The organism is Pseudomonas azadiae (assembly GCF_019145355.1).
In the GTDB taxonomy this organism is placed as follows: Bacteria; Pseudomonadota; Gammaproteobacteria; order Pseudomonadales; family Pseudomonadaceae; genus Aquipseudomonas; species Aquipseudomonas azadiae.
Genome location: NZ_JAHSTY010000002.1, coordinates 1116449 through 1137923, shown reverse-complemented (window position 1 = coordinate 1137923; position 21475 = coordinate 1116449). Strand labels below are relative to the sequence as shown.

General features: G+C 61.8%; 19 protein-coding genes. 3 read left to right on the top strand and 16 right to left on the bottom strand.

All coding sequences use genetic code 11. The annotated features are described in order from the left end of the window. Positions 1–9 precede the first annotated feature (9 nt). Entirely contained in the window at positions 10–1008 is a 999-nt protein-coding gene (locus KVG91_RS21625; RefSeq protein WP_169376335.1) for a bile acid:sodium symporter family protein, read from the bottom strand. Positions 1009–1094: 86 nt separating this feature from the next. Between KVG91_RS21625 and KVG91_RS21620 the strand changes: the two genes are divergently transcribed. Beyond that, complete coding sequence (locus tag KVG91_RS21620; protein WP_169376336.1) at positions 1095–1883, top strand: AraC family transcriptional regulator; 789 nt, start codon at positions 1095–1097, stop codon at positions 1881–1883. A gap of 289 nt (positions 1884–2172) precedes the next feature. Then, complete coding sequence (locus KVG91_RS21615; protein ID WP_169376338.1) at positions 2173–2604, top strand: hypothetical protein; 432 nt, start codon at positions 2173–2175, stop codon at positions 2602–2604. 151 nt (positions 2605–2755) lie between these two features. On the opposite strand, the gene KVG91_RS21610 is transcribed toward KVG91_RS21615, so the two are convergent. The 10 genes from KVG91_RS21610 to KVG91_RS21565 form a co-directional block, all read right to left on the bottom strand. After that, positions 2756–4003, bottom strand: a complete 1248-nt coding sequence (locus KVG91_RS21610) for a zinc-dependent alcohol dehydrogenase (protein ID WP_169376339.1) — start codon at positions 4001–4003, stop codon at positions 2756–2758. 81 nt (positions 4004–4084) lie between these two features. Beyond that, positions 4085–5203, bottom strand: coding sequence for a carboxylate-amine ligase (locus KVG91_RS21605; RefSeq protein WP_169376340.1), 1119 nt, complete (start codon positions 5201–5203; stop codon positions 4085–4087). A 5-nt stretch (positions 5204–5208) separates the two neighbouring features. After that, positions 5209–6153 carry a methyltransferase gene (locus tag KVG91_RS21600; protein ID WP_169376341.1) on the bottom strand — a complete coding sequence of 315 codons (945 nt, stop codon included), beginning with the start codon at positions 6151–6153 and terminating at the stop codon, positions 5209–5211. Positions 6154–6165: 12 nt separating this feature from the next. After that, positions 6166–7545 (bottom strand): iron-containing redox enzyme family protein, encoded by a 1380-nt coding sequence (locus KVG91_RS21595; protein WP_169376342.1) that lies wholly within the window; start codon positions 7543–7545, stop codon positions 6166–6168. A 395-nt stretch (positions 7546–7940) separates the two neighbouring features. Then, the gene (locus KVG91_RS21590) at positions 7941–9683 is read right to left on the bottom strand and encodes an ABC transporter substrate-binding protein (protein WP_076950727.1); all 1743 of its coding nucleotides are present in this window, start codon (positions 9681–9683) and stop codon (positions 7941–7943) included. Between the two features lie 160 nt (positions 9684–9843). Beyond that, the gene (locus KVG91_RS21585) at positions 9844–10116 is read right to left on the bottom strand and encodes a DUF2160 domain-containing protein (RefSeq protein ID WP_003232363.1); all 273 of its coding nucleotides are present in this window, start codon (positions 10114–10116) and stop codon (positions 9844–9846) included. 10 nt (positions 10117–10126) lie between these two features. Continuing rightward, a complete protein-coding gene (locus KVG91_RS21580) occupies positions 10127–10927 on the bottom strand; it encodes a carbohydrate ABC transporter permease (RefSeq protein ID WP_076950728.1) in 801 nt (266 codons plus the stop codon). Between the two features lie 10 nt (positions 10928–10937). Further along, entirely contained in the window at positions 10938–11804 is an 867-nt protein-coding gene (locus KVG91_RS21575; RefSeq protein ID WP_122511609.1) for a carbohydrate ABC transporter permease, read from the bottom strand. Continuing rightward, on the bottom strand, positions 11801–12898 hold the full coding sequence (locus KVG91_RS21570) for an ABC transporter ATP-binding protein (protein WP_169376344.1): 1098 nt from the start codon (positions 12896–12898) through the stop codon (positions 11801–11803). Before KVG91_RS21570 ends, KVG91_RS21575 begins: the two co-directional genes overlap by 4 nt. Then, positions 12898–13992 (bottom strand): ABC transporter ATP-binding protein, encoded by a 1095-nt coding sequence (locus KVG91_RS21565; RefSeq protein ID WP_169376346.1) that lies wholly within the window; start codon positions 13990–13992, stop codon positions 12898–12900. Before KVG91_RS21565 ends, KVG91_RS21570 begins: the two co-directional genes overlap by 1 nt. A 291-nt stretch (positions 13993–14283) precedes the next feature. On the opposite strand from KVG91_RS21565, the gene KVG91_RS21560 reads away from it, so the two are divergent. Continuing rightward, entirely contained in the window at positions 14284–16101 is a 1818-nt protein-coding gene (locus KVG91_RS21560; protein ID WP_169376347.1) for a sigma-54-dependent Fis family transcriptional regulator, read from the top strand. Position 16102: 1 nt separating this feature from the next. On the opposite strand, the gene KVG91_RS21555 is transcribed toward KVG91_RS21560, so the two are convergent. From KVG91_RS21555 to KVG91_RS21535, 5 genes are all read right to left on the bottom strand, one after another. After that, positions 16103–17035: a FecR family protein gene (locus KVG91_RS21555; protein ID WP_169376348.1), complete on the bottom strand. Its 933-nt coding sequence runs from the start codon at positions 17033–17035 to the stop codon at positions 16103–16105. Next, the gene (locus KVG91_RS21550; protein WP_217894936.1) at positions 17032–17574 is read right to left on the bottom strand and encodes a sigma-70 family RNA polymerase sigma factor; all 543 of its coding nucleotides are present in this window, start codon (positions 17572–17574) and stop codon (positions 17032–17034) included. The genes KVG91_RS21555 and KVG91_RS21550 overlap by 4 nt, the downstream gene beginning before the upstream one ends. Before the next feature lie 271 nt (positions 17575–17845). Next, positions 17846–19957 (bottom strand): TonB-dependent receptor family protein, encoded by a 2112-nt coding sequence (locus KVG91_RS21545; RefSeq protein ID WP_169374751.1) that lies wholly within the window; start codon positions 19955–19957, stop codon positions 17846–17848. Between the two features lie 129 nt (positions 19958–20086). Further along, entirely contained in the window at positions 20087–20356 is a 270-nt protein-coding gene (locus tag KVG91_RS21540) for a hypothetical protein (protein WP_169374750.1), read from the bottom strand. A gap of 117 nt (positions 20357–20473) precedes the next feature. Continuing rightward, complete coding sequence (locus KVG91_RS21535; protein ID WP_404822456.1) at positions 20474–21187, bottom strand: hypothetical protein; 714 nt, start codon at positions 21185–21187, stop codon at positions 20474–20476. Between the last annotated feature and the right edge of the window lie 288 nt (positions 21188–21475).

Below are 21475 nucleotides of genomic sequence, written 5' to 3'. Positions count from 1 at the left end.
CACGACGCCTCAAGGATCGACTTGCGCCATCAGCTCCGGGATCGATTCCGGACGCTTGGCGTAACGCTGGGCCAGCGCCGCGCACACCATCAACTGGATCTGGTGAAACAACATCAACGGCAGGATCAGAACGCCCATGGTCGAGGCGGCAAACAGCACCTGAGCCATCGGCACACCGGTCGCCAGGCTTTTCTTCGAACCACAGAACAAAATGGTGATGCGGTCTTCCTGACTGAAGCCAAAAGCCTTGCCCAGCAAGGTCGCAGCCACCAGTACCAAGGCCAGCAACACGCAGCAGGCCACCACCAGGCCGCCCAGTTCCCAGAGTGGAATCTGGTGCCAGATACCTTCGTTCACCGCTTGGCTGAATGCACCGTAGACCACCAGCAGGATCGAACCCTGGTCGACGAATTTGAGCCAGGATTTATTGCGCCCCACCCATGCGCCGATCCAGCGCCGGGCAATTTGCCCTGCGACAAATGGAAGCAGCAGTTGCACGCTGATTTTGAGAATGGCGTCGACGGTTGAACCGCCTTCACCGTGAACATTCATCAGCAAGGTCACCAGCAACGGGGTCAGGAAAATCCCGAACAGGCTCGACGCCGCCGCGCTGCAAATCGCCGCCGGGATGTTGCCGCGCGCCAGCGAGGTGAAGGCAATCGCCGATTGCACCGTGGCCGGCAACGCGCAGAGGTAAAGCATGCCCATGTACAGGTCTTTGCCGATCAGCGGCGAGAGCACCGGCTTGAGCGCCAGGCCCAGCAGCGGAAACAGCACGAAGGTCAGGCTGAACACCAGCAGGTGCAAGCGCCAGTGACCGGCGCCGGCGACGATGGCCTGGCGCGACAGCTTGGCGCCGTGCAGGAAAAACAGCAACGCGATGGCCAGGTTGGTGACCCAACCGAACGCCACGGCGGTCTGGCCGCTGGCGGGCAGCAGGGAGGCGAGGATCACCGTAGCGATCAGCGTCAGGGTGAAGTTGTCGGGCAGGAAACGGGGGCGAGTCATCAGCAGGATCTTCCGGGGGTTGCCAAGAGCGTCACGGCGACTCTAACGTAATGGCTTGTTACCGACTAACGCCAATGAGCCAGTAAATGCCGCCTAAAGGACATGAAAAAACCGTCCGCCGCAGTGTGCCCGGGCTTTCCAGCCTGCCACGACCGGTGTATGGGCGCACCGAATCCCTGCCGAATCGCGCACTCACCCGCCGACACAGCCACCCATGGGTGCAATTGTCGTACGCCATTTCCGGCGTGCTGGAGATCCAGACCAGTGTCGGCCGCTTCGTGGCGCCGCCGCAGCGGGCCGTCTGGATTCCGGCGGGCATGCCGCACCGCGTGTTCAGCTCGCCCCATACGGAAATGCGCAGCCTGTACCTCGACTGCAGCGTCACGGCCTGGGCGGTCCAACGCTGCCATGTGTTGGAGGTGAGCAGTTTGCTGCGCGAGTTGATCCGCCGCTTCAGCGAACTGCCGGTCGAATATGTCGAGGACGGGCCGGATGGACGCCTGGCTCAGGTGCTACTGGACCAGTTGGCGGCGGCGCCGCAGGTCGACTTGATGCTGCCGCTGCCGCTGGACCCGCGGCTGCGGCAGATCTATCGCAGCTTGAACCTGCGTCCGGAGCAGCAGACGACCTTGGGGCAGTGGAGCCAGAAACTGGGGGTGAGTGAGAAGACGCTCAGCCGGTTGTTTTTCAGTGATACCGGGCTCACCTTCCGGGCGTGGCGCCAGCGCCTGAGGCTGCTGAGCGCCCTGCCCGCTTTGGAGCAAGGCGAGCGGGTAACCGATGTGGCGTTGGGGTGTGGGTATGAATCGACGTCGGCGTTTATCAATGCGTTTCGCCAGCAGTTCGATGCGACGCCGGGGGAGTTTTTCCGCTGATATCACTGACACGCAGCAAATCCAATTGTGGGAGCTGGCTTGTCGGATCGCAGCATAGGTATCTGCACAACTTTCAAAGGCCGGCGAGTTCCCCAGTGGCGGGCACGGCGCTGCGGACCTTTTCGCTGAAGTCAGCGAGGGTTTTGTCGTTGGGGTTGTCGAGGGTAGCCACGATTTTTAAGACAGGAAAAGACTATCTGGATCTATTGTTATGCTAGTAGCCCACAAGCGGGCGGCGGGCTGGTAAGGTGCCGCCCTTTGACTGACCGTACACTGCGAGGAATGGACGTTGGACACTGACGAAAAAATGACCGGGGACTTGTTCGAGGTCGATAAGCGCCTGTCACTCAAGCCCGTGGTGGACTTCAACGCCTACCTGCGCAGTGCTTTCGGTGACGGCCCGTGTACCTGCATCCGCTGCATCGCCAGCAATGGCGATGAAAGCGGCTACGCCTATCAGCATAACTTTACTTTTGACGGCAAACCCGCCCACCGTCGCTTCGCCTCTACGGCAGGCAGTGACGTGCTCGCGATGCTGAAGAAGGCCTGGTTGTCGTACGCCAAGGCCGAGTTGCCGCTCAACGGCGTGTTGGTGATGGATACCGTGAAGGCCTTTGTCGAGCCGCAACTGCATAACCGTATTGCGCCGCTGTTCCTGGCCAGTGGGTTGGTCAAGGAGGTGGAAGGCCAGTTGCACATTCAGCCGCAAGCTGCGGCCTGATTCCCTGCCCTGATTGTAGTGAGCGGGCTCGCCCCGCGCTGGGTGGCGAAGCCGCCCTAATACAGTCGCCGCCGATTTACAGACAAAACCGAGTCGCCTGGTTTGGGGCGGCTTCGCCACCCAGCGCGGGGCAAGCCCGCTCACCACAGGCTTATAAGCCGGGCACGCCCTGCATGCGCAGCTCAGGTGTGAGTTCTTCCTCAAACGGCTCGGTCAGCGGGCGGTCGCTCATCCCCGGCAGCAGGATCACCTTGCGGCAGTCCTCTTCGGCCTTGTCGAACAGTTCATACCCCCGCGCCGCCTGCTCCAGGGACAGGCGATGGGTGATGATCGCCTCGGGGTTCAGGTGCCCCAGTTCGATATGCTCCAGCAGTTCCGGCAGGAAGCGATGCACATGGGTCTGGCCCATCTTGAACGTCAGGCCCTTGTCAAAGGCGTCGCCGAACATAAAGCCGTGGATAAACCCGGCATACACCCCGGCCACGCTCACCACCCCGCCGCGGCGCACGGCGGCGATGCATTGGCGCAAGGCCTTGCCGCTGCTGCCTTCGATCTTGAGGGTGGTGAGGATAGTTTCGGTGGTGCTGCCCTTGGCCTCGAAACCAACGGCATCCACCACCCCATCGACGCCACGCATGCCGCGCGTCTGGCGGATGATCGTGTCGGCAGGGTCATCGTCTTGTTCAAAATTGATCGGGATTACGCCATACATTTTTTGCGCGTAGGCCAGCCGATAGGGATGGTCGTCGACCATGAAAATCTGTTCGGCGCCCAGCATCTGCGCACAGGCTGCGCTCAGCAGACCGACGGGACCGGCACCGTAGATCGCGACGCTGGAGCCTTTTTCGATGCCCGCGTTGATGACCGCCTGCCAGGCGGTGGGCAGGATGTCGGTGAGAAACAATACCTTTTCGTCCGCCAGCGTGCCGGGCACCTTGAACGGCCCGGCGTTGGCCTTTGGCACCCGCACCAGTTCGGCCTGGCCACCGGGAATGCCGCCGTACAGGCGGCTGTAGCCGAACAGCGCCGCCCCCGGTGGAATCGCCTTTTTGTTGAGAATCGCACCGCGCCCGTCGTTGGTGGTTTCGCAGGCGGCAAACAGCTGCATTTGACAGAAAAAGCAGTCGCCACAGGCAATCACAAAGGGGATCACCACACGGTCGCCGCGCTGCACCGCCGTGACGGCCGGGCCGGTTTCTTCGACGATGCCCATGAACTCGTGGCCGAAGATATCGCCATGCTCCACCGTCGGGATCTTGCCCCGATACAGGTGCAAATCCGAGCCGCAGATGGCGGTGGCGGTCACGCGCAGGATGATGTCGTCGGGTTGCTCGATGATGGGATCAGGTACCGTATCGACCTGCACTTTGTGGGCGCCTTGGAAGGTCATCGCTCGCATGCTCTGCACTCCAGATGGAAGGGATCAATAATTAAGGGGCCTCGTGGACGCCAGCGTTCCGTTGCTGTGGCGGGCAACCGATCAATGGTCACTGCGACTCTGCGCCAGCAGCCTGTCGACGACGTTTTGCAGACTGCTCAGTTCATCGGTACCGGCGCTGCGGTCGCTGGCGTATCCACGCAGTTGATCGACCGCGCTGTTGCCGGCCAGCAGCAAGCGGTGCAGGTCGTCGAACAGATGCGGTTCGCCCATGGCCTCGGCCGTCGCTGCGAATTCCAGCCGGGCACCTTGCAACCACTGTTCGGCGGTGCCGAGGTTGCCCAGGTCGTCCAGGGCGAATGTGCCGTCCGCGCCATAGCGCTTGGCTTGCCAGCGGTTTTCATGGAGCAGCCAGCGGCGCTCGGCGCTGAACAGTGCTCCTGGACAATCCAGGGCGCAGGCATGCGTGACCATCACCCGAAACAAGCTTGCCAGGGCCAAGGCATCAGCAAGTCTTGGGCATGCATCGGTGATGCGCAGCTCCAGGGTGGGATAGCGCGCCGACGGACGCACACCCCACCACCCGTTGCCGTCGGCCTTGATCGCGCCGATGTGCTGGAGCAAGGCCAGGTAGCGCTGGTAATCGGCCCAATCGGCAAAATGCTCGGGCACGCCCATGCGCGGCCATTCATCACAGGCGGTCTGACGGTAACTCATGAACCCAGTGGGCGCCCCCTCCCAGAACGGCGAAGAGCAACTGAGCAGCAGCAATAATGGCAGCCAGGGCGAGACCTGATTCATCACCGCGATACGGTCGACGGTGGCGGGCACCCCGACATGCACGTGCAACCCACAGAGTACGCTGCGTCGTGCTACGCGCTGGGTGTCCTCGAACAACCGCTGGAAATGAACGCGCTCCGTCGGCACTTGCTCACGCCACGCCGCCAGGGGATGGCTGCCGGCGCACACGATGCCCAGTCCAAACTTGCCCAGGGAGCGCGCCAGGTTATGGCGCACGGCACCCAGGTAATCGGCGGCCTCGCGGCGGGTGTGGAACACCGGCGAGGCCGCCTCGATCTGGCCCTGGAACATCTCGTAGGCAAAGCCTGCCCCAATGGCACTGCGACAGGCCGCCACCACCTCCCTTGACGGTTGGCTGAGCATCCTGCGTGTGCCCAGGTCGGTAATGAAGTACTCCTCTTCAATGCCAAACGTGAGCATGACCGTCAGCGCAGGCGCGTGACGGTGAGCGCGACGACGGCAATCCTTTCCACGCGTTCGTAGCCGGGTTTTGCCAGCTCTTCACCAAACACGTCGGGGTCAAGCTCACGGTAGGTCCAGCCGAACGCATCGCTGCCCACCAATGGCTTGACCGCCGCGAGGAAGGGATCTTCTCCCGCGACAATCGCCACGCCGGTGTACAGCACCAGGCTGCCCCCCAAGGCCAGGCGGCCCAGGGACTCGCTGACGATACGCACCGACAGTTGTTCACCCAAGGCTCCGCCGCCATGGCGATAGGCGCGTTGGCGGTCGTCATTCATGTACGGCGGATTCGCCACGATCAGGTCGAAGTCGCCTTCCACGCTCGCCAGCACGTCGCTGTGATAGGCCGTGACGTTGCCCAGCCCGGCCAGCTCGGCGTTAACTGCGGTCATGCGCAGGGCGCGCGGGTTTATATCCACCGCCAGCACCTGCGCGTCGTGCCGCGCACGGGCGATGACCAGCGCACCGACACCGGCGCCACAGCCGATATCCACCGCGCGGCGCACGGGCTCGAAGCGCTGCTGCAGATGCGCTTCGATCACCTGGGCGAACCGATAGCTGTCCGGCCCGAAAAACACCGCATCCGACTGCGTGGTCGGGTAAGCCGAATGCGCGAACAACAGATCTTCCAGGCTCGACCAGCGCACTGCGCTGCGCCACAGCGAGTCGTGTTTTTCAACGACATCGGCTTGCAGCAGTTCCTCGCGCAACGCCGCCGGCAGCAGGTCGGCATCAAAGGACATCGACCAGCCAAACACGTCGCGCAGGTCGTTCGCCAACGGTGAAGCCTGGCGCCCGAAGACGCGCTCGTGGGTCAAGGGCGTGGGCGTGATGAACCGGTAGCCGTTCTCCTTGAGGCCCCGGCCCAGGTTGATCAAGGCGCGATCGGCGAGTTGTTGTGCAGACATGAACGACATTCCTTAGCGCAGGCGCGCGCGCAATTGGATAAAGCGGCGCGTGGCGTACAGCCCGGCCGGGGTGCAATGACGGCGGGCGGACATCCACGCAATCAGCGTTTGGAGTTGTTGTTCATCCGGCAAGCCGCGCAGCGAGTCCACCAGCGCCTGGGTGTCCGGATCGGCCGGCGGGTGCGGGTCCTGGGGTAAGCTTTTGCCACGGCCCGGACGAGCCGGCGGTACGCGTCGGTCGCTGATCCAGTCACCCGCAATCCAGTCGTGAAGCACATGTTTCTCATAGCCGCTGAACACCCCGAACATGGCGGCGCCCGCGCCCTCGATCAATTGCCAGAAGCGGCTCTCGCCCGGGTCCTGGTTGCGCCTGATCCAGCCTTTGTCTTCAAGGGCCTGGAGAAAGGCGCCGATTTGTCCCGGCTGGGCCAGCCATTGGTTGACCGTCTTGCCTTCGAAGCGGCAGTAATCGGAATGCATGTGCTGGCCGTAGGAGCGCTTGCGCTCCAGCAGGGCGACCAGTTCATCGTGCAAATTGAAATCCTTGATGATGGCGGTTGTGCCCGGCCCCAGGTCATTGAGGCGATAGCCTTGGGCCACGCGGCGGTAGAACTCCGCCCTGCCCTCGCCCAGCGGCAGCAGGTTGAGCACCGACTGCGCGGCTTTGCACGCATGGCCGCTGCTGGCGTTGTCGATGGTCACATGCAGCGTGAAGTAATACGGGTCGATGCCCAGCTCGCTCAGCTCGTATGAGGTGATCAACAGGTGCAGCGGCAATTGCTCGTAGCCCAGGTTGTAACCGATCACCTCCGGCAGGAACTCTTCGCCGCACAGGCCCAACGCCATTTGCAACGCGCCTTGCAGGTAATGCGCGTCTTCCAGGCCGGCGTCGCTGTCGGCATCGTGCTGGTTGAGCAACTTGCGGTAGATCACCACGTGATTCTGCGCGGCTTCGCCGTCGCCCAGCTCTTCAAGGTAAGTGGTGAGCAAGCCATCGAAACGCGGGTCTTGCCAATAGCGCAACAGGCCGTAGAGCCAGGCGCCATCGACTTGCTTGGTCGGCGCCACACGTTGCAATACATACAACGCGTGAGCCTTGTTCTGGAAGTAGCGACGTGGCCGGCCTTGCTGGCGTTGCTCCAGGTACTCGGCGTACGCCTGGGCCACCTCGGCACACCGCTGCTCAACCCAGGCGTGCAGTTGCTCGGGCTTGTCCGGCAATTCGTTGGTCGCATCCTCGACCTGGGCCAACTGCGCCTGCAGGAAATCCCGCGCAGCCTCTTGCGCACCCTGCGCCTCGCCATAGAGCTGCTGATACAGCCGTTGATAATGGCCGGGCCCCGCGTGGGAGATGGAGGCCGGTTGGCCTGACAGCGCTGTGAAAAGAGTCATGATGGCAGTTTCCGCAAAGTCCGATACACCAGGCCCCACCACAAGGAGGCCACGCAAGAGCGCTCAACCACACGCTTCTAGAGTGAAGAGCCTTGAAGTGGGCAAAAAATTCAATCGGGGTTGCGAAGCTGTAGATCAGCGGCAATGGGTAAGGGTTGCCACAGGCGAGGGATACGGCGCGGAGTTTATGCGGGGAGCAGGCGGCGCCAAGGGTATGCGGCGGTGCGACTTGCTCGTGAAAGCGGAGTGTCAGGGAAAGCAGTGCTGGCTGATATTGCGCATTCGCAGGCAAGCCAGCTCCCACATTTTATCTGTGTTCACAATTGATCTGTGTTTCAGTATTTGAAGCGAAAAAAACGGCACCTGAGTGCCGTTTTGTCCGTCCCTCAATGCAATTACTTGCGCGCCGCCTCCCACGATTTGAGCAGGTCGTTGTAGTTCACGGTCTCGCCCTTGGGCTTCTCGTTCGCCAGTTTCGGTTTTGGCGCGCCCGGCTGATCGAACCAGTATTGCGCGTCACGCTCGGGGTTCATTTTCGGGCCGCACACCGGTTGCACCTTGGAGCGTTCCAGGCGCGTCATGATCGCGTCCTGTTCCTTGGCCAGGTTGTCCAGGGCCTGCTGCGGGGTTTTCTCGCCGCTGGCGGCGGCGGCGATGTTGCTCCACCACAGTTGTGCCAGGCGTGGGTAGTCCGGCACGTTGGTGCCGGTCGGCGACCATTCGGTCCGGGCCGGGCTGCGGTAGAACTCCACCAGGCCACCGAGTTTGGGCGCCATGTCAGTCATGGCCTGGGAATTGATGTCGGACTCACGAATCGGCGTCAGGCCGACGATGGTCTTCTTCAGCGAGACGGTTTTGGAGGTCACGAACTGCGCGTAAAGCCAGGCCGCGAGTTTCTGTTTCTCGGGGGTCGACTTGAGGAAGGTCCAGGAACCTACGTCCTGATAGCCCTTCTTCATGCCCTTTTCCCAGTAAGGTCCGACGGGCGACGGCGCCATGCGCCATTTCGGCGTACCGTCGGCGTTCACCACCGGCAAGCCCGGTTTGACCATGTCGGCGGTAAACGCGGTGTACCAGAAGATCTGCTGCGCGATATTGCCCTGGGACGGCACCGGGCCGGATTCGGAGAAGGTCATGCCCGCCGCTTCCGGCGGCGCATAGGCTTTCATCCAGTCCACGTATTTCTGCGTGGCAAATACCGCCGCCGGACCATTGGTGTCGCCGCCACGGGTCACGCTGGAGCCGACCGGATGGCAGTTCTCCACGCGAATGCCCCACTCGTCCACCGGCAAGCCGTTGGGCAGGCCCTTGTCGCCGCCACCGGCCATGGAGAACCAGGCATCGGTGAAGCGCCAGCCCAGGGACGGGTCTTTTTTGCCGTAGTCCATGTGCCCGTAGATGCGTTTGCCGTCGATTTCCTTGACGTCTTCGCTGAAGAACTTGGCGATGTCTTCATAGGCCGACCAGTTCACCGGCACGCCGAGGTCGTAGCCGTATTTTTCCTTGAACTTGGCTTTCAGCTCCGGGCGTTCGAACCAGTCGGCACGGAACCAGTAGAGGTTGGCGAACTGCTGGTCGGGCAATTGGTAGATCTTGCCGTCCGGCGCGGTGGTGAAGGACAGGCCGATAAAATCCTTGAGGTCGAGGGTCGGCGAGGTAAAGTCCTTGCCTTCGTTGGCCATCAGGTCGGTGATGGATTCGGTCTTGCCGTAACGAAAGTGCGTACCGATCAGGTCCGAGTCGTTGACCCAGCCGTCATAGATGTTCTTGTCGGACTGCATCTGGGTTTGCAGCTTTTCCACCACGTCGCCTTCCTGCAGCAGGTCGTGGGTCAGCTTGATCCCGGTGATTTCGCTGAAGGCCTTGGCCAGTACCTTGGACTCGTACTCGTGGGTGGTGAGGGTTTCCGACACCACGTTGATCTTCATCCCACGGAAGGGTTCGGCGGCCTTGATAAACCACTTCAACTCCTCCAACTGCTGTTCGGCCGTCAGGGTCGACGGTTTGAACTCGCTGCCGATCCATTTTTTCGCGGCATCTTCATACGCATCGGCCCACGCCGTGGCGCTCAAACCGCTGAGGGCCAGTACGGCGGCCAATGAAATGCTATGTCGCAGCTTATTGTTCTTATTCAACATAGAGACCTCCTGGTTATTTTCATACGGGACTATCGGCGGTCACCTCCCTTGTAGGAGCGAGCTTGCTCGCGAAGAACTCAAAGACACCGCGGGCTACCAGGAACACTGCGTTATCGTTGACGATTTCGCGAGCAAGCTCGCTCCTACAGGGTGTGCACACCTAGCCCCAACGCATCACACTCAACAGCCATACCAGGGAGAGCGCGGACGCCACCCAGATGCTCCAGTCGGTAACGCCGATGACCAGCAAATGCAGGTAGGCGCTGCCGAGAAGACCGATAAACAGGCGATCACCACGGGTGGTGCTGATCGGTAAAAAACCGCGCCGAGGAATGCTCGGCGAGCGCAGTTCCCAGGTGGTCATGCCCGCCAGAATCAGGGCGATGCCGCCAAAGAACAACGCAGTGGGGGTGGTCCAGGCCATCCATTCCATCATCGACTCCTCAGACCCGGCCCAGGGCAAAGCCCTTGGCCACGTGGTTGCGAACAAACCAGATCACCAGCATGCCGGGAAGGATAGTCAACACCCCCGCCGCCGCCAGCACGCCCCAATCAATGCCCGAGGCCGAGACCGTGCGCGTCATCACCGCCGCGATGGGCTTGGCGTTGACCGAGGTCAGCGTGCGCGCCAGCAGCAGTTCGACCCAGGAAAACATGAAGCAGAAAAACGCGGTCACACCGATGCCGGAGCCGATCAACGGGATAAATATCTTCACGAAGAACTTGGGAAACGAGTAGCCGTCGATATAGGCGGTTTCGTCGATTTCCTTGGGCACCCCGGACATGAAGCCTTCCAGGATCCACACTGCCAACGGCACGTTGAAAAGGCAGTGCGCCAGGGCCACGGCGATGTGCGTGTCGAACAGGCCGATGGACGAATACAGCTGGAAGAACGGCAGCAGAAACACCGCCGGCGGCGCCATGCGGTTGGTCAACAGCCAGAAGAACAGGTGCTTGTCGCCAAGGAAGCGGTAGCGCGAAAACGCATAGGCCGCCGGCAGCGCCACGCTCAGGGAGATCACCGTGTTCAGGCTGACGTAGTACAGCGAGTTGAGGTAGCCGGTGTACCAGCTCGGGTCAGTGAAGATCACCTTGTAGTTGGCCAGCGTGAAGTGCTGCGGAAACAGAGTCAGCCCGCCAAGGATTTCGGTGTTGCTCTTGAAGGACATGTTCAGCAGCCAGTAGATCGGAACCAGCAGGAACAGGATGTAGATGAGTAACGGAATAAGCTTGCGTTTGCTCATGTTGGCGGCCTCAGCGGTTGGCGTCGGAGTGGGTCATGGCGGTGTAGAACAGCCAGGACACCAACAGAATGATCAGGAAGTACACCAGGGAAAACGCCGCGGCCGGGCCCAGGTCGAATTGGCCTACCGCCATCTGGGTCAACGTCTGACTGAGGAACGTGGTGGCGTTACCCGGCCCGCCGCCCGTGAGGACGAAGGGCTCGGTGTAGATCATGAAGCTGTCCATGAAACGCAGCATCACCGCAATCAGCAGCACGCTTTTCATCTTCGGCAGTTGGATATGTCGGAACACCGCCCAGGCGGATGCACGATCAATGCGCGCCGCCTGGTAGTACACATCCGGAATCGCGCGCAGCCCCGAGTAGCAGAGCAGCGCCACCAGTGACGTCCAGTGCCACACGTCCATCACCAGCACCGTCACCCAGGCGTCCGCCGTATTGGCTGCATAGTTGTAGCTGATGCCCATCGCGTTGAGGCTGTAGCCGAGCAAGCCGATATCGGCGCGGCCGAAAATCTGCCAGATCGTACCCACCACGTTCCAGGGAATCAGCAGTGGAATGGCGAGGATGATCAGCACCAGCGACGACCAGCGGCCCTTGGTCGGCATGGTCAGGGCGATGGCGATGCCCAGCGGGATTTCGATCAGCAGCACGCAGGCCGAGTAGATGAACTGGCGCAGCAGCGAATCATGCAGGCGCGGATCGAGCAGCACCTGCTTGTACCAGTCGGCGCCGACGAAGTAGCGGCTGGACTGGTCGAAGATGTCCTGCACCGAGTAGTTGACCACGGTCATCATCGGGATCACCGCACTGAACGCCACCAGCAAAAATACCGGAAGTACCAGCCACCAGGCTTTATTGTTCTGCACCTTATTCATGGCAGCACCTCCAGCAGGTAATCGTCGGCGTAGACCATCAGCCATTGCGCGGGAAAGCTGATGGAGGCCGTGCCCTCGGGCACCGGCTTGTCCTCGGCAAGGCGTACCTTGAGCTTGGTGCCGTCGAGGTTGAGGGTGATGATCTTGTAGGTGCCGAGGTCTTCCAGGTGCGTGACTTCGGCCTGCATGGCGTCAGGGTTGGGCTCGTCCCACACATGGATAAATTCCGGGCGAATGCCGACCTGCAGTTTTTTGTAACTGGCGCTGGCAATGCGTTGCTGCAAGGCTTCGGACAAGGGCAGGTGGGTGCTGGCAAAACGCACCCCGCCCGCCTCGGCCTGCACTTCGATCAGATTCATCCCAGGGCTGCCGATGAAATAGCCGACAAAGGTGTGGCTCGGCCGCTCGAACAACTCACGGGGCGTGCCGAACTGTACGATCTGGCCGCCGTACATCACCGCGATCTTGTCGGCGAAGGTCGAGGCTTCCAGCTGATCATGGGTCACGTAGACCATGGTGATGTTGAATTGCTCATGGATCTGCTTGAGCTTGCGCCGCAGTTTCCACTTGAGGTGCGGGTCGATGACCGTCAGCGGCTCGTCGAAGAGGATCGCCGAGACGTCGTCACGCACCAGGCCACGGCCCATGGAGACTTTCTGTTTTTCGTCGGCGGTGAGGTTGCGGGCTTTTTTGCTCAGCAGGCTTTGCAGGTCGAGGACTTCGGCGATTTCCTGCACCTTGCTGTGAATTTTCGCCTCGGCCATGCCCTGGTTGCGCAGCGGGAACGCCAGATTGTCGAACACCGTCATGGTGTCGTACACCACCGGGAACTGGAACACCTGGGCGATGTTGCGTTTTTCCGGGGTGAGGTCGTTGACGACTTTGGTGTCGAATAGCACCTGGCCTTCGGACGGGCTGAGCAGGCCGGAGATGATATTGAGCAAGGTCGACTTGCCGCAGCCCGACGGCCCGAGCAAGGCGTAGGCCCCGCCCTGCTCCCACACGTGGTTCATTTCCCGAATGGCGTAGTCTTCAGGACCACTTGGCGCAGGGCTGTAGCTATGCGCCAGGTTCTGCAAATGGATCTCGGCCATCAGGCAACCCTCGCAACACGGCGCCCAGGGGCCTGGACCAAACGGCCCTGGCCATCGAACACAAACAGTTTATGGGTGGGGATATACACGCGGATCGGCGCGTCGACGTCGTATTCGTGCACCCCCGACAGGTGCAGCACCAGCAGGAAGTGCTCGCTGCGCACATGCAGGAAGGTTTCCGAGCCGCTGATCTCGGCGACTTCCACGGTCACCGCCAGCTCCAGGTCGTCGTCGTTGCTCGGCACCAGGCTGATATGGCTGGGGCGTACGCCGAAACGGAACTCGCCTTCGCCGATGGGGCGCAGGTCGACGTTCAGCGGGAAGTGCACGAAATTGGCGAAGCTCACTTCGTTACCGCTGATGCGCCCCGGCATCAGGTTGATCGGCGGCTCGGAAAACAGCTCGGCGGCCAGCACGGTCTGCGGCTGGTGATAGACCTCGGCGGCCTTGCCGCTCTGGATCACTCGGCCTTCGTGCAGGATGGTGGTGGTGCCGCCGAGGGCCAGGGCTTCATTGGGCTCGGTGGTGGCGTAGATGGCGATGGTGTGGCGCGCGGCAAAGAGCTCGCGCATTTCCTGACGCAGCTCTTCGCGCAGTTTGTAGTCCAGGTTCACCAGCGGCTCATCGAACAGGATCAGCTCGGCGTCCTTGACTAACGCGCGGGCCATGGCCGTGCGTTGCTGCTGGCCGCCGGAGAGCTCCAGCGGGTGGCGCTGCAGGAATTTCTCGATGCGCAACATCCTGGCGGTTTCCAGCACCTTACTCTGGATCAGTTCGCTGGACACGCCGGCCTGGCGCAGCGGCGAGGCGATGTTCTCGAACACGGTCATGGTGGGGTAGTTGATGAACTGCTGATACACCATCGACACGTTGCGCAGGCGCACCGGTTTTTGCGTGACATCCACGCCGTTCATCAGGATGCGGCCGCTGTCGGGCTTGTCCAGCCCGGCCATCAGGCGCATCAGGCTGGTCTTGCCGGACAGGGTGCGGCCGAGCAGGACGTTGAACGAACCGGCTTCGAAACGCAGGTTGGCGTCGTCAATCCAGGTTTGGCCTTCGACAACACGGGAGACATGTTCCAGGGTCAATGACATGACACGACCTTTTTTATTATTTGGAATGAATCTGGCCAGATGTCAGAGCGAGTTTCGTGCCAAAACCCGCAAAGCCTTGATGTGCAAGGAAATGCAGCAAAAGTGATGTTCAAGAGTGAACAGAAATGAACAAACCTGGCTGAACAACTGAACAATCCTGGGCTTGACAATGAACAGTACTGAACAACACTCTTTGAACCCTATCGACTGAACACTGCAGAACCAATGTGGGAGCGGTTTCTCCAGGTAGATTGCGCAAGACCCCATAACAATAAAAATGCAGGTCACACCATGGCCGAACCACTGGCTCACGACACCCTTATCCAGGAATCCTGGCGCCGTTGCCGCGCCTTCGGCCTGGACCACCAGAGCACGCCCAGCTTCGATCAGCTCCCCGCCGAGGGCATCAGCCAACTGCTGGAAAGCCAGCACTCGCTGGTGCAGACCACCCACCAGGAAGTGCTGCCCTACTACGAAAACATCCTGAGCAACTCCAATTGCCTGATCATGCTGGCCGACAACCAGGGCCAGGTATTGACCAGTTGGGGCACCCAGCGCTTCATCGAGCCCACGCTGGCCCGTGGTTTCAACCCCGGTGCCAGTTGGATGGAGCGTTCCAGCGGCACCAACGCCATCGGCACCGCACTGGCCTGTGCCCAGGCGGTGCATATCGAGCATGATGAACATTTCCTCAAGGCCAACCGCTTCATGACCGGCTCGGCGGCGCCGATCTTCGATGCGCAGCGCGAGATCATCGCGGTGCTGGATGTGTCCAGCGACAGCTATTTGCCGCCCTCCCACACCCTGGGCATGGTCAAGATGATGAGCCAGACCGTGGAAAACCGGCTGATCCTCAACCTGTTTCGCGGCGAGCACTTCCAATTGACCTTCAACACCGGCCTGAGCAACCTGGATAGCCAGTGGGCCGGCCTGCTGATCTTTGATGAAAGCGGCCAGGTGCTGTCGGCCAACCGCCGTGCCGACAACCTGCTGGGCATCAGCCTGTCGCGGGTCATGATCGACAGCTTGTTCAAGGTGTCGTTGCTCGAATTGCTGAACCAGCCGGAGGGGCTGCCCTTTTCCCTGCAGGCCGCGGGACGCAATCGGTTCCAGTGTTTGTTGCGTCGACCCTGGCAAACGCCGGTGCAGGCGCGCGTGTTTACCGAACCCGCGCCCGTCAAGCCTAGCTCGATTGGCCTCAAGACCTTGCATTTTGGCGACGTGCGCGTGGAAAAAGCCGTGCGCCAGGCCGAGCGCTTGCTGGAAAAGGACATTCCGCTGCTGATCCACGGCGAAACAGGCGTGGGCAAAGAAGTGTTCGTCAAGGCCCTGCACCAGGCCAGTTCGCGCAGCCAGAAGGCGTTTATTGCGGTGAACTGCGCGGCAATCCCGTCGGAGCTGGTGGAGTCGGAGCTGTTCGGCTACGAAAAAGGTGCGTTCACCGGCGCCAATCAAAAAGGCAGCATCGGCCTGATCCGCAAGGCGGACAAGGGCACGCTGTTTCTCGATGAGATCGGTGATATGCCGCTACCGACCCAGGCGCGCCTGCTGCGCGTGTTGCAGGAACGTTGCGTGCAGCCGGTGGGCAGCAGCGAGTTGTTCCCGGTGGATTTGCGCATCATCTCGGCCACCAACCGCGCGTTGCGCGAGCGGGTGCAGGCCGGGCGTTTTCGTGAGGATTTGTACTACCGCATCGGCGGCCTGACCCTGGAACTGCCGCCCTTGCGCGAGCGCACCGACAAGCGGGCGCTGTTCCAGCAGTTATGGCAGCAACACCGTGAGCCGACCCAATGGGCGGGGCTGAGCAGCGAGGTGCTGGCGCTGTTCGAGCAGCACCCGTGGCCGGGCAATTTGCGTCAGGTGAGCAGCGTGTTGCAGGTGGCGCTGGCAATGGCCGAGGAGCAACCGATCCGCCCTGAGCATCTGCCGGATGACTTTTTTGTCGACTTGAACCTGGCGCCGCCGCTGCCCGCCAGTGAGTACCTGGACGACAGCATCGACCTGACCCAGCGCTTGAAGGCCGCCGGCGGGAACATTTCCCACCTGGCGCGAGAGCTGGGGGTGAGCCGCAATACCTTGTACAAGCGTCTACGCCAGAACGACGGCTGATCTAGCGCGGCTTGACCACCACCAACAGGTCAGTGAAGTACTCCACCTGGATCGGCAGGTTATCCGCCAGGGACGACAGCGCCGCCGCCGTATCGTCCAACTTGAACACACCCGATACCCGCAGGTCCTGCAGGGCCTCGGGGTCGAAGCGCAGCATGCCCTGGCGGTAGCCAGCGAGGGTTTGCAGTACGTCGCTCAAGGGCTGGTCGTTGACCTTGAGCAGGCCGCGCGTCCAGGCATCGGGGTCGGTATCGGCCAGGGTCTGCGGTGGCTGGGCGCGGCCGTGATCAAGGACCGAACGCTGGCCGGCCGAGACCCTGACTCCATCGCTGGCGTCGCCTTTGACCGCTACGCTGGACTCAATCACGGTCACCACCGTGGTGCCGTCCGCCGCGCGCTTGACCAGGTAACGCGTACCCAGTGCAGTGGCGGTGCCCTGGTCGGTGCGGACCACGAAGGGCCGTTGCGCATCCTTGGCCACGTCGACCCAGAGTTCGCCTTGCAGCAGTTCGATGACCCGTTGATGGCCGTCGAATTTGACGTCCACCGCCGAGTTGCTGTTGAGCTGCAACTGGCTGCCGTCCGCGAGGGCGATGTGCCGGCGCTCGCCGACGCCGGTGCGCTGGTCGGCCATCCAGACCGGCAGGTGCTGCAGGCCCAGCCAGCCGCACAGGACCACGCCGAGCAAGCCCACCACCTGTGCGCCGCGCGGCCGCTGCGGGGCAAATGCGTGGTTCAGGGCAACGCGGGCGGGTTTGGCGGGCAAGGTATCGAGGCTGCCCCACAACGCCCCCATGCGTTCGATGGCCACGGCGTGACGCGGGTCGGCCTGGCACCAGGCGTTGAACGCTTGGCGGTCGGCGTCGGTGACGTCTTCGTCGTGCAGGCGCGTCAGCCACTGCGCCGCTTGCTGGATGATCTGCTCGGAACTCATACCAGCGGGTCTGCCGGGTGCAGGCTGTGGTAGCAGTGCACCAGGGCGCTGGAGATGTAGTTTTTGACGGTACTGGAAGAGACGCCCAGCCGCATGGCAATTTCGCTGTAGGTCAGCCCGTCGAGGCGACTCAACAGGAAGGCTTCACGGGCTTTGGCCGGCAGGCCGGCAAGCATCTCGGCGATGCGCTCAAGCGCTTGCAGCGCCACGTGAATCGCGGCCGGGTCGGGCATGCCGGCGTCTTCGCACTGGATCACGAGGGCTTCCATGTAGGCTTTTTCGATGCGGCGACGCCGGGCACCGTCGATCATCAGCCGCCCCGCCGTAGTGGCCAGAAAGGCACGGGGTTCCTTGATAGCTTGCGGCTCGGCCAGCATCAGCACGCGAATGAAAGCGTCGTGCGCCAGGTCGGCGGCATGCTGGGAACAGCCCAGTTTTTTGCGCAGCCAGCCGTGCAGCCAGCCGTGGTGCTCGCTGTACATCGCCGTAAGGGTCTGCTGCCGGACGGAATCGCCCCGCGCGGCCGGAATGTCATGCATGCGCAAAAGTATCTCAAATGGGAAAGGTTACCAATTGCGCAAACAATGCCAGTAAAACGGTGTAGGAGCAAGGGGCTCCCGTTGTCAGTGATTGCAGGTACATGAACTGTAGTGAGCGGGCTTGCCCCGCGCTGGGGGGGCGAAGCCGCCCCAATTTGGGCCAACGCATTCTTCCAGATATAACTAAGGCACCTGGTTTTGGGGCGGCTTCGCCACCCAGCGCGGGGCGAGCCCGCTCACTACAAGTATCGCAGGCAAGCCAGTGCCTACGTTAACGCCAGCGCCACGACACCCCGGTGTAGATGCCACGGCCATCCGCCGGTGTCGAACGTGCGGCATCCAGGCCCTTATCGTCATAGCCTGGTGTGACGGTGTTGGCGTAACGCCGGTTGGCCAGGTTGCGCAGGTCGACCCAGGCCTGCCAGTCCTGCCCTGGCGCGTCGTAGCCAAGCGTGGCGCCGAAAATGCTGTAGGACGCGGCGTAGTAGGAATTGGCGTAATCCACCGCCACTTTGGATGAATACTCCGTGTTGAAACTGGTGTAGAAACCCGTCGGGTGGCTGTAGCGCAGTTGTGCCTGATAGTAATGCCTGGGGATGCCGGGCAAGGTGTTGTCGCCGAAGCGATCATCGTCGCGGTAGTGGAAGTCGCTGAAGGTGTAGGCCTGGCGCAGGGCGAGCTGGCCGTTGCCGCCGCCGTCCCACAAGGGGCTGAGCAGGCTCAGTTCCACGCCCTGGTGCACGGTGGGGCTGGCATTGGCTTCGGCGACGATGGCACTGCTGGTGGCGGTTTGCGCCTGGGTTTCCACGCTGAGCAATTCGTGACGCACTTCGGAACGGTAAAGCGCCAGGTCCCACTGGCCGAACCACTGTTCGCCGCGGCCGCCGATTTCGAGGGTGGTGGCGGTCTGGTTTTTCAGGCTCACCCCTTCGCGCGCCAAGCCTTTGGCCGGGCCGCTGGTGAAATATTTGTTGGACCCCCAGATCATCGACCAGGCGTGCGGCGGCTCCACCGAACGGCTCAGGTTGCCGTACACCTGCAACTGCGGGGTGAAGTCGTAACGCAGGCCGACGCGCGGCGCGTAGTCCCAGTCGTGCTGGCTGAGCGGCGCCTGGCCGTCGGGGTAGCTGACCGCTGTTTCGCGGCGGGTGTAGATCGCCGCAAGGCCGGTGGTCAACCAAAGGTCTGGGACCAGTTCCAGGTCGTTGCCGATCTGCAACACGGTGTCGGAACCCAGGTAGCTGTAGTCGCGGGTCTTGGTGCCGGGTGCGTAGGAAACGGTGTTACCCGCAGGCGTGCGCACGTATTCCGAGGCGCCGTTATTGGGCATCGCCTGGGTGGTGCGCAGGCCAATGGTGGTCTGGCTGTCGTGGCCGAACAGCGTGTCCTGACGAATGTACCTGAGGGTGCTGCTGATGTCGGTGTAGGCGACTTTCAGACGGTTGGTGCCTTCGCGCAGGTCCATGGGGTAGTCGTGGTAGGCAAGCCCGACTTCAAGCCGTGACGTGTCATCCAACTGCAGGGTGGTCTTGTTGGCGATCCAGGTGGAGCCTGGTTGCAGACGCTTGGCGTCGCGGGCGGCATTGAGGCTGTTGGCCGCGCGCGGGTCATGGCTGATCTGCGCGCGCGTGAGTTTGCCGGGAGTGTCGTTGGTGGTTTCGCGGTAGCGCAAGTAGAAGCGCGTTTCCAGGTCCGGGTTGAAACGGTAGCCGAAGTTGGCCGCCACCCCCTTGCCGGTGGCCGCGCTTTGGCGCTGGTAGCCGTCGGACTCGGAGTCAGTGAGGCTGATGTAGTAGTCGGCATCTCCCAGCACCTGGCCCGAGCTGATCTCGCGCTGGGCATAGCCTTTGCTGCCCGCTTCGTAGCGCACCTGCAACCTGGGCGCGTCGTAGCCCGTGTGGGTCACGTAGTTGACCGCGCCGCCCAGGGCCAAGGCACCCTGGTCAAACCCGTTGGCGCCGCGCAGCACTTCGACGCGGCTTTGCCACAGCGGATCTTTCAATTCGTAGGGGGTGCCGCCGGGCCCGGTCAACGGCAGGCCATCGAACATTTCGTACAAGCCGGAGGCATGGGAACCGGGGCTACGGTTCAGGCCCGAACCGCGAATCGAGAGTTTCACCCCTTCGTTGTTTGCCGCCTTGGCGTACACGCCGGCCTGGTACTTGAACACATCCTCGTTGGTACTCACCCGCCCCTGCTGCACGCTGCCCATGTCGATGTAATTGGTGCCGCCGGGCACGCTCTTGAGCTGCGCCTGGGCCACCTCACCGGCGCTGGCTTCACTGCTGGTGACTTCGACCGGGGCCAATTGCAGATCTTCGGCATGCGCCAGCGAGCTGAACGTCAGGGCGGCAAAAAGGAGTGGTGGTGGGCGCAGCAGCATCGGGGGCAGGTCCTTGGAATTCGGGGGGGCACGTGGTGGGAAGTCGTGGACACCCGCCAGGTCACTCCTTATCCACGGGCCAGTGCTCTGGGCCCTTTCCAAGGCCATCAACACGCGGCAAGACTGCGCCTAGCTTTCAGGCTGCTTCAACGTTTGCATCAACTCCTGCGCTTCCGACCCCGGAGGAAGCCTGAAACCGTACATTTCATCGACGGCCAGGATCTCGTCCAAGGCCGCGAGCAATTGCGCCTCGGTCGGTGAGTCGCGCAGCAGCTTGTGCGCCGGCAACAACAGTTCGGAAGAAACCCCCTGGACACTTGCCGCATCGATCACGGCGAAGAGGATGAAGCGCAAACGTATTTCGCGATCAGTAGGCCAAACCGTTTTTCGCTTACCCATGGTGCAGGCCTCAACTTTCGGAAAAATCCGAGGCTATTGATGACCGAGGCGTGTTTCAAGCACCCGGGAGCGAGATAGGCCACGTCCTACATAGGAAAGAGAAACACCGTACCTAACTCACTGCACCGGCAGAAAATTCATCAGCAACAGACTCTGCGCATAGTTGAGCCCGATGCGCCGGTAGCGCTCATCGAGCATCTGCGTCAGCAAGTCGAGGCGCGCGACAATCTTGCCGAACTCCACCGCGAAACTGAGGTTGCTGCCCTCCTCCGAGATCTCATTGGAAAACAGCAGCAGCGCGCCATTGGCGTCCTGACGCTTGCTCAGCAGCCAGGTGGCCTTTTCGATATTGCGCGCGGCATTACTGACAAACTGCGGGTTGATCGAATCGGTGATGTAGAACTCGGTGCGCCCACCGTGAGCGGTCACTATCATGCTGCCGATGGCATAAATGAAGGCGCCGACCCGATCACCCTTGAACTCCGGGCTCAAGGAATAGCTCAGCGCCACCAGATCGCGGCGGTCACCCAGCGCAGGCAGCGCTCGACGTTGCTCGATGGCCTGGCGAATCTCCCGCGCAGCGCTCACGGCATCCGGATAACCCGACTGGCGCCACTGGCTGGGATTACGCAGATAGAGCTTGTTCATGAGTAAGTACAGGCTTTGCAGATTATCGCGCATGCCCAGCGTCGCCATACGATCGACACTGGTCTGGAAGAACTCATCAGGTTTGCCATTGCTGAACTGCTTGGCGATATCCTGGCCTTGTTGCTGGGTGCAACCGCCGACACAGAGCATCAGCACGGCTGCCAGCAGCAACGGCTGGCGCATTCGTAGAAGGGTGGAGCAAGCAAACGTGCGATCCATCGGCACCCGATCTGATTCATCTGCCCACGCGCGGAATCGGCGGAGCTTGGACAAGGATAGAGCGGAGAAATCCAAAAAAGTGCAGTGGACGCAGGCAGATAGTTGTAACCAGAGACCGTCGGGCCGGTAAAGGGGCTCAAGCGGGAAGAATTCGGTTAACGCTCTATACTGGTAGCGACTGCTGTGTGCGTTGTTGGCTTGGCGCGTTTGTCGACATCGCTCGCAGCCTACTCACCAGCAGCTTCATATGAG

What these genes read in the sequence shown, in the direction of transcription:
- KVG91_RS21570 (WP_169376344.1), bottom strand. Translation starts at nt 12,898, where the DNA reads ATGGCCGAGATCCATTTGCAGAACCTGGCGCATAGCTACAGCCCTGCG.
- KVG91_RS21590 (WP_076950727.1), bottom strand. Translation starts at nt 9,683, where the DNA reads ATGTTGAATAAGAACAATAAGCTGCGACATAGCATTTCATTGGCCGCC.
- KVG91_RS21550 (WP_217894936.1), bottom strand. Translation starts at nt 17,574, where the DNA reads ATGCATGACATTCCGGCCGCGCGGGGCGATTCCGTCCGGCAGCAGACC.
- KVG91_RS21595 (WP_169376342.1), bottom strand. Translation starts at nt 7,545, where the DNA reads ATGACTCTTTTCACAGCGCTGTCAGGCCAACCGGCCTCCATCTCCCAC.
- KVG91_RS21560 (WP_169376347.1), top strand. Translation starts at nt 14,284, where the DNA reads ATGGCCGAACCACTGGCTCACGACACCCTTATCCAGGAATCCTGGCGC.
- KVG91_RS21620 (WP_169376336.1), top strand. Translation starts at nt 1,095, where the DNA reads ATGCCGCCTAAAGGACATGAAAAAACCGTCCGCCGCAGTGTGCCCGGG.
- KVG91_RS21565 (WP_169376346.1), bottom strand. Translation starts at nt 13,992, where the DNA reads ATGTCATTGACCCTGGAACATGTCTCCCGTGTTGTCGAAGGCCAAACC.
- KVG91_RS21610 (WP_169376339.1), bottom strand. Translation starts at nt 4,003, where the DNA reads ATGCGAGCGATGACCTTCCAAGGCGCCCACAAAGTGCAGGTCGATACG.
- KVG91_RS21540 (WP_169374750.1), bottom strand. Translation starts at nt 20,356, where the DNA reads ATGGGTAAGCGAAAAACGGTTTGGCCTACTGATCGCGAAATACGTTTG.
- KVG91_RS21545 (WP_169374751.1), bottom strand. Translation starts at nt 19,957, where the DNA reads ATGCTGCTGCGCCCACCACCACTCCTTTTTGCCGCCCTGACGTTCAGC.
- KVG91_RS21555 (WP_169376348.1), bottom strand. Translation starts at nt 17,035, where the DNA reads ATGAGTTCCGAGCAGATCATCCAGCAAGCGGCGCAGTGGCTGACGCGC.
- KVG91_RS21575 (WP_122511609.1), bottom strand. Translation starts at nt 11,804, where the DNA reads ATGAATAAGGTGCAGAACAATAAAGCCTGGTGGCTGGTACTTCCGGTA.
- KVG91_RS21580 (WP_076950728.1), bottom strand. Translation starts at nt 10,927, where the DNA reads ATGAGCAAACGCAAGCTTATTCCGTTACTCATCTACATCCTGTTCCTG.
- KVG91_RS21535 (WP_404822456.1), bottom strand. Translation starts at nt 21,187, where the DNA reads ATGCGCCAGCCGTTGCTGCTGGCAGCCGTGCTGATGCTCTGTGTCGGC.
- KVG91_RS21585 (WP_003232363.1), bottom strand. Translation starts at nt 10,116, where the DNA reads ATGGAATGGATGGCCTGGACCACCCCCACTGCGTTGTTCTTTGGCGGC.
- KVG91_RS21600 (WP_169376341.1), bottom strand. Translation starts at nt 6,153, where the DNA reads ATGTCTGCACAACAACTCGCCGATCGCGCCTTGATCAACCTGGGCCGG.
- KVG91_RS21625 (WP_169376335.1), bottom strand. Translation starts at nt 1,008, where the DNA reads ATGACTCGCCCCCGTTTCCTGCCCGACAACTTCACCCTGACGCTGATC.
- KVG91_RS21605 (WP_169376340.1), bottom strand. Translation starts at nt 5,203, where the DNA reads ATGCTCACGTTTGGCATTGAAGAGGAGTACTTCATTACCGACCTGGGC.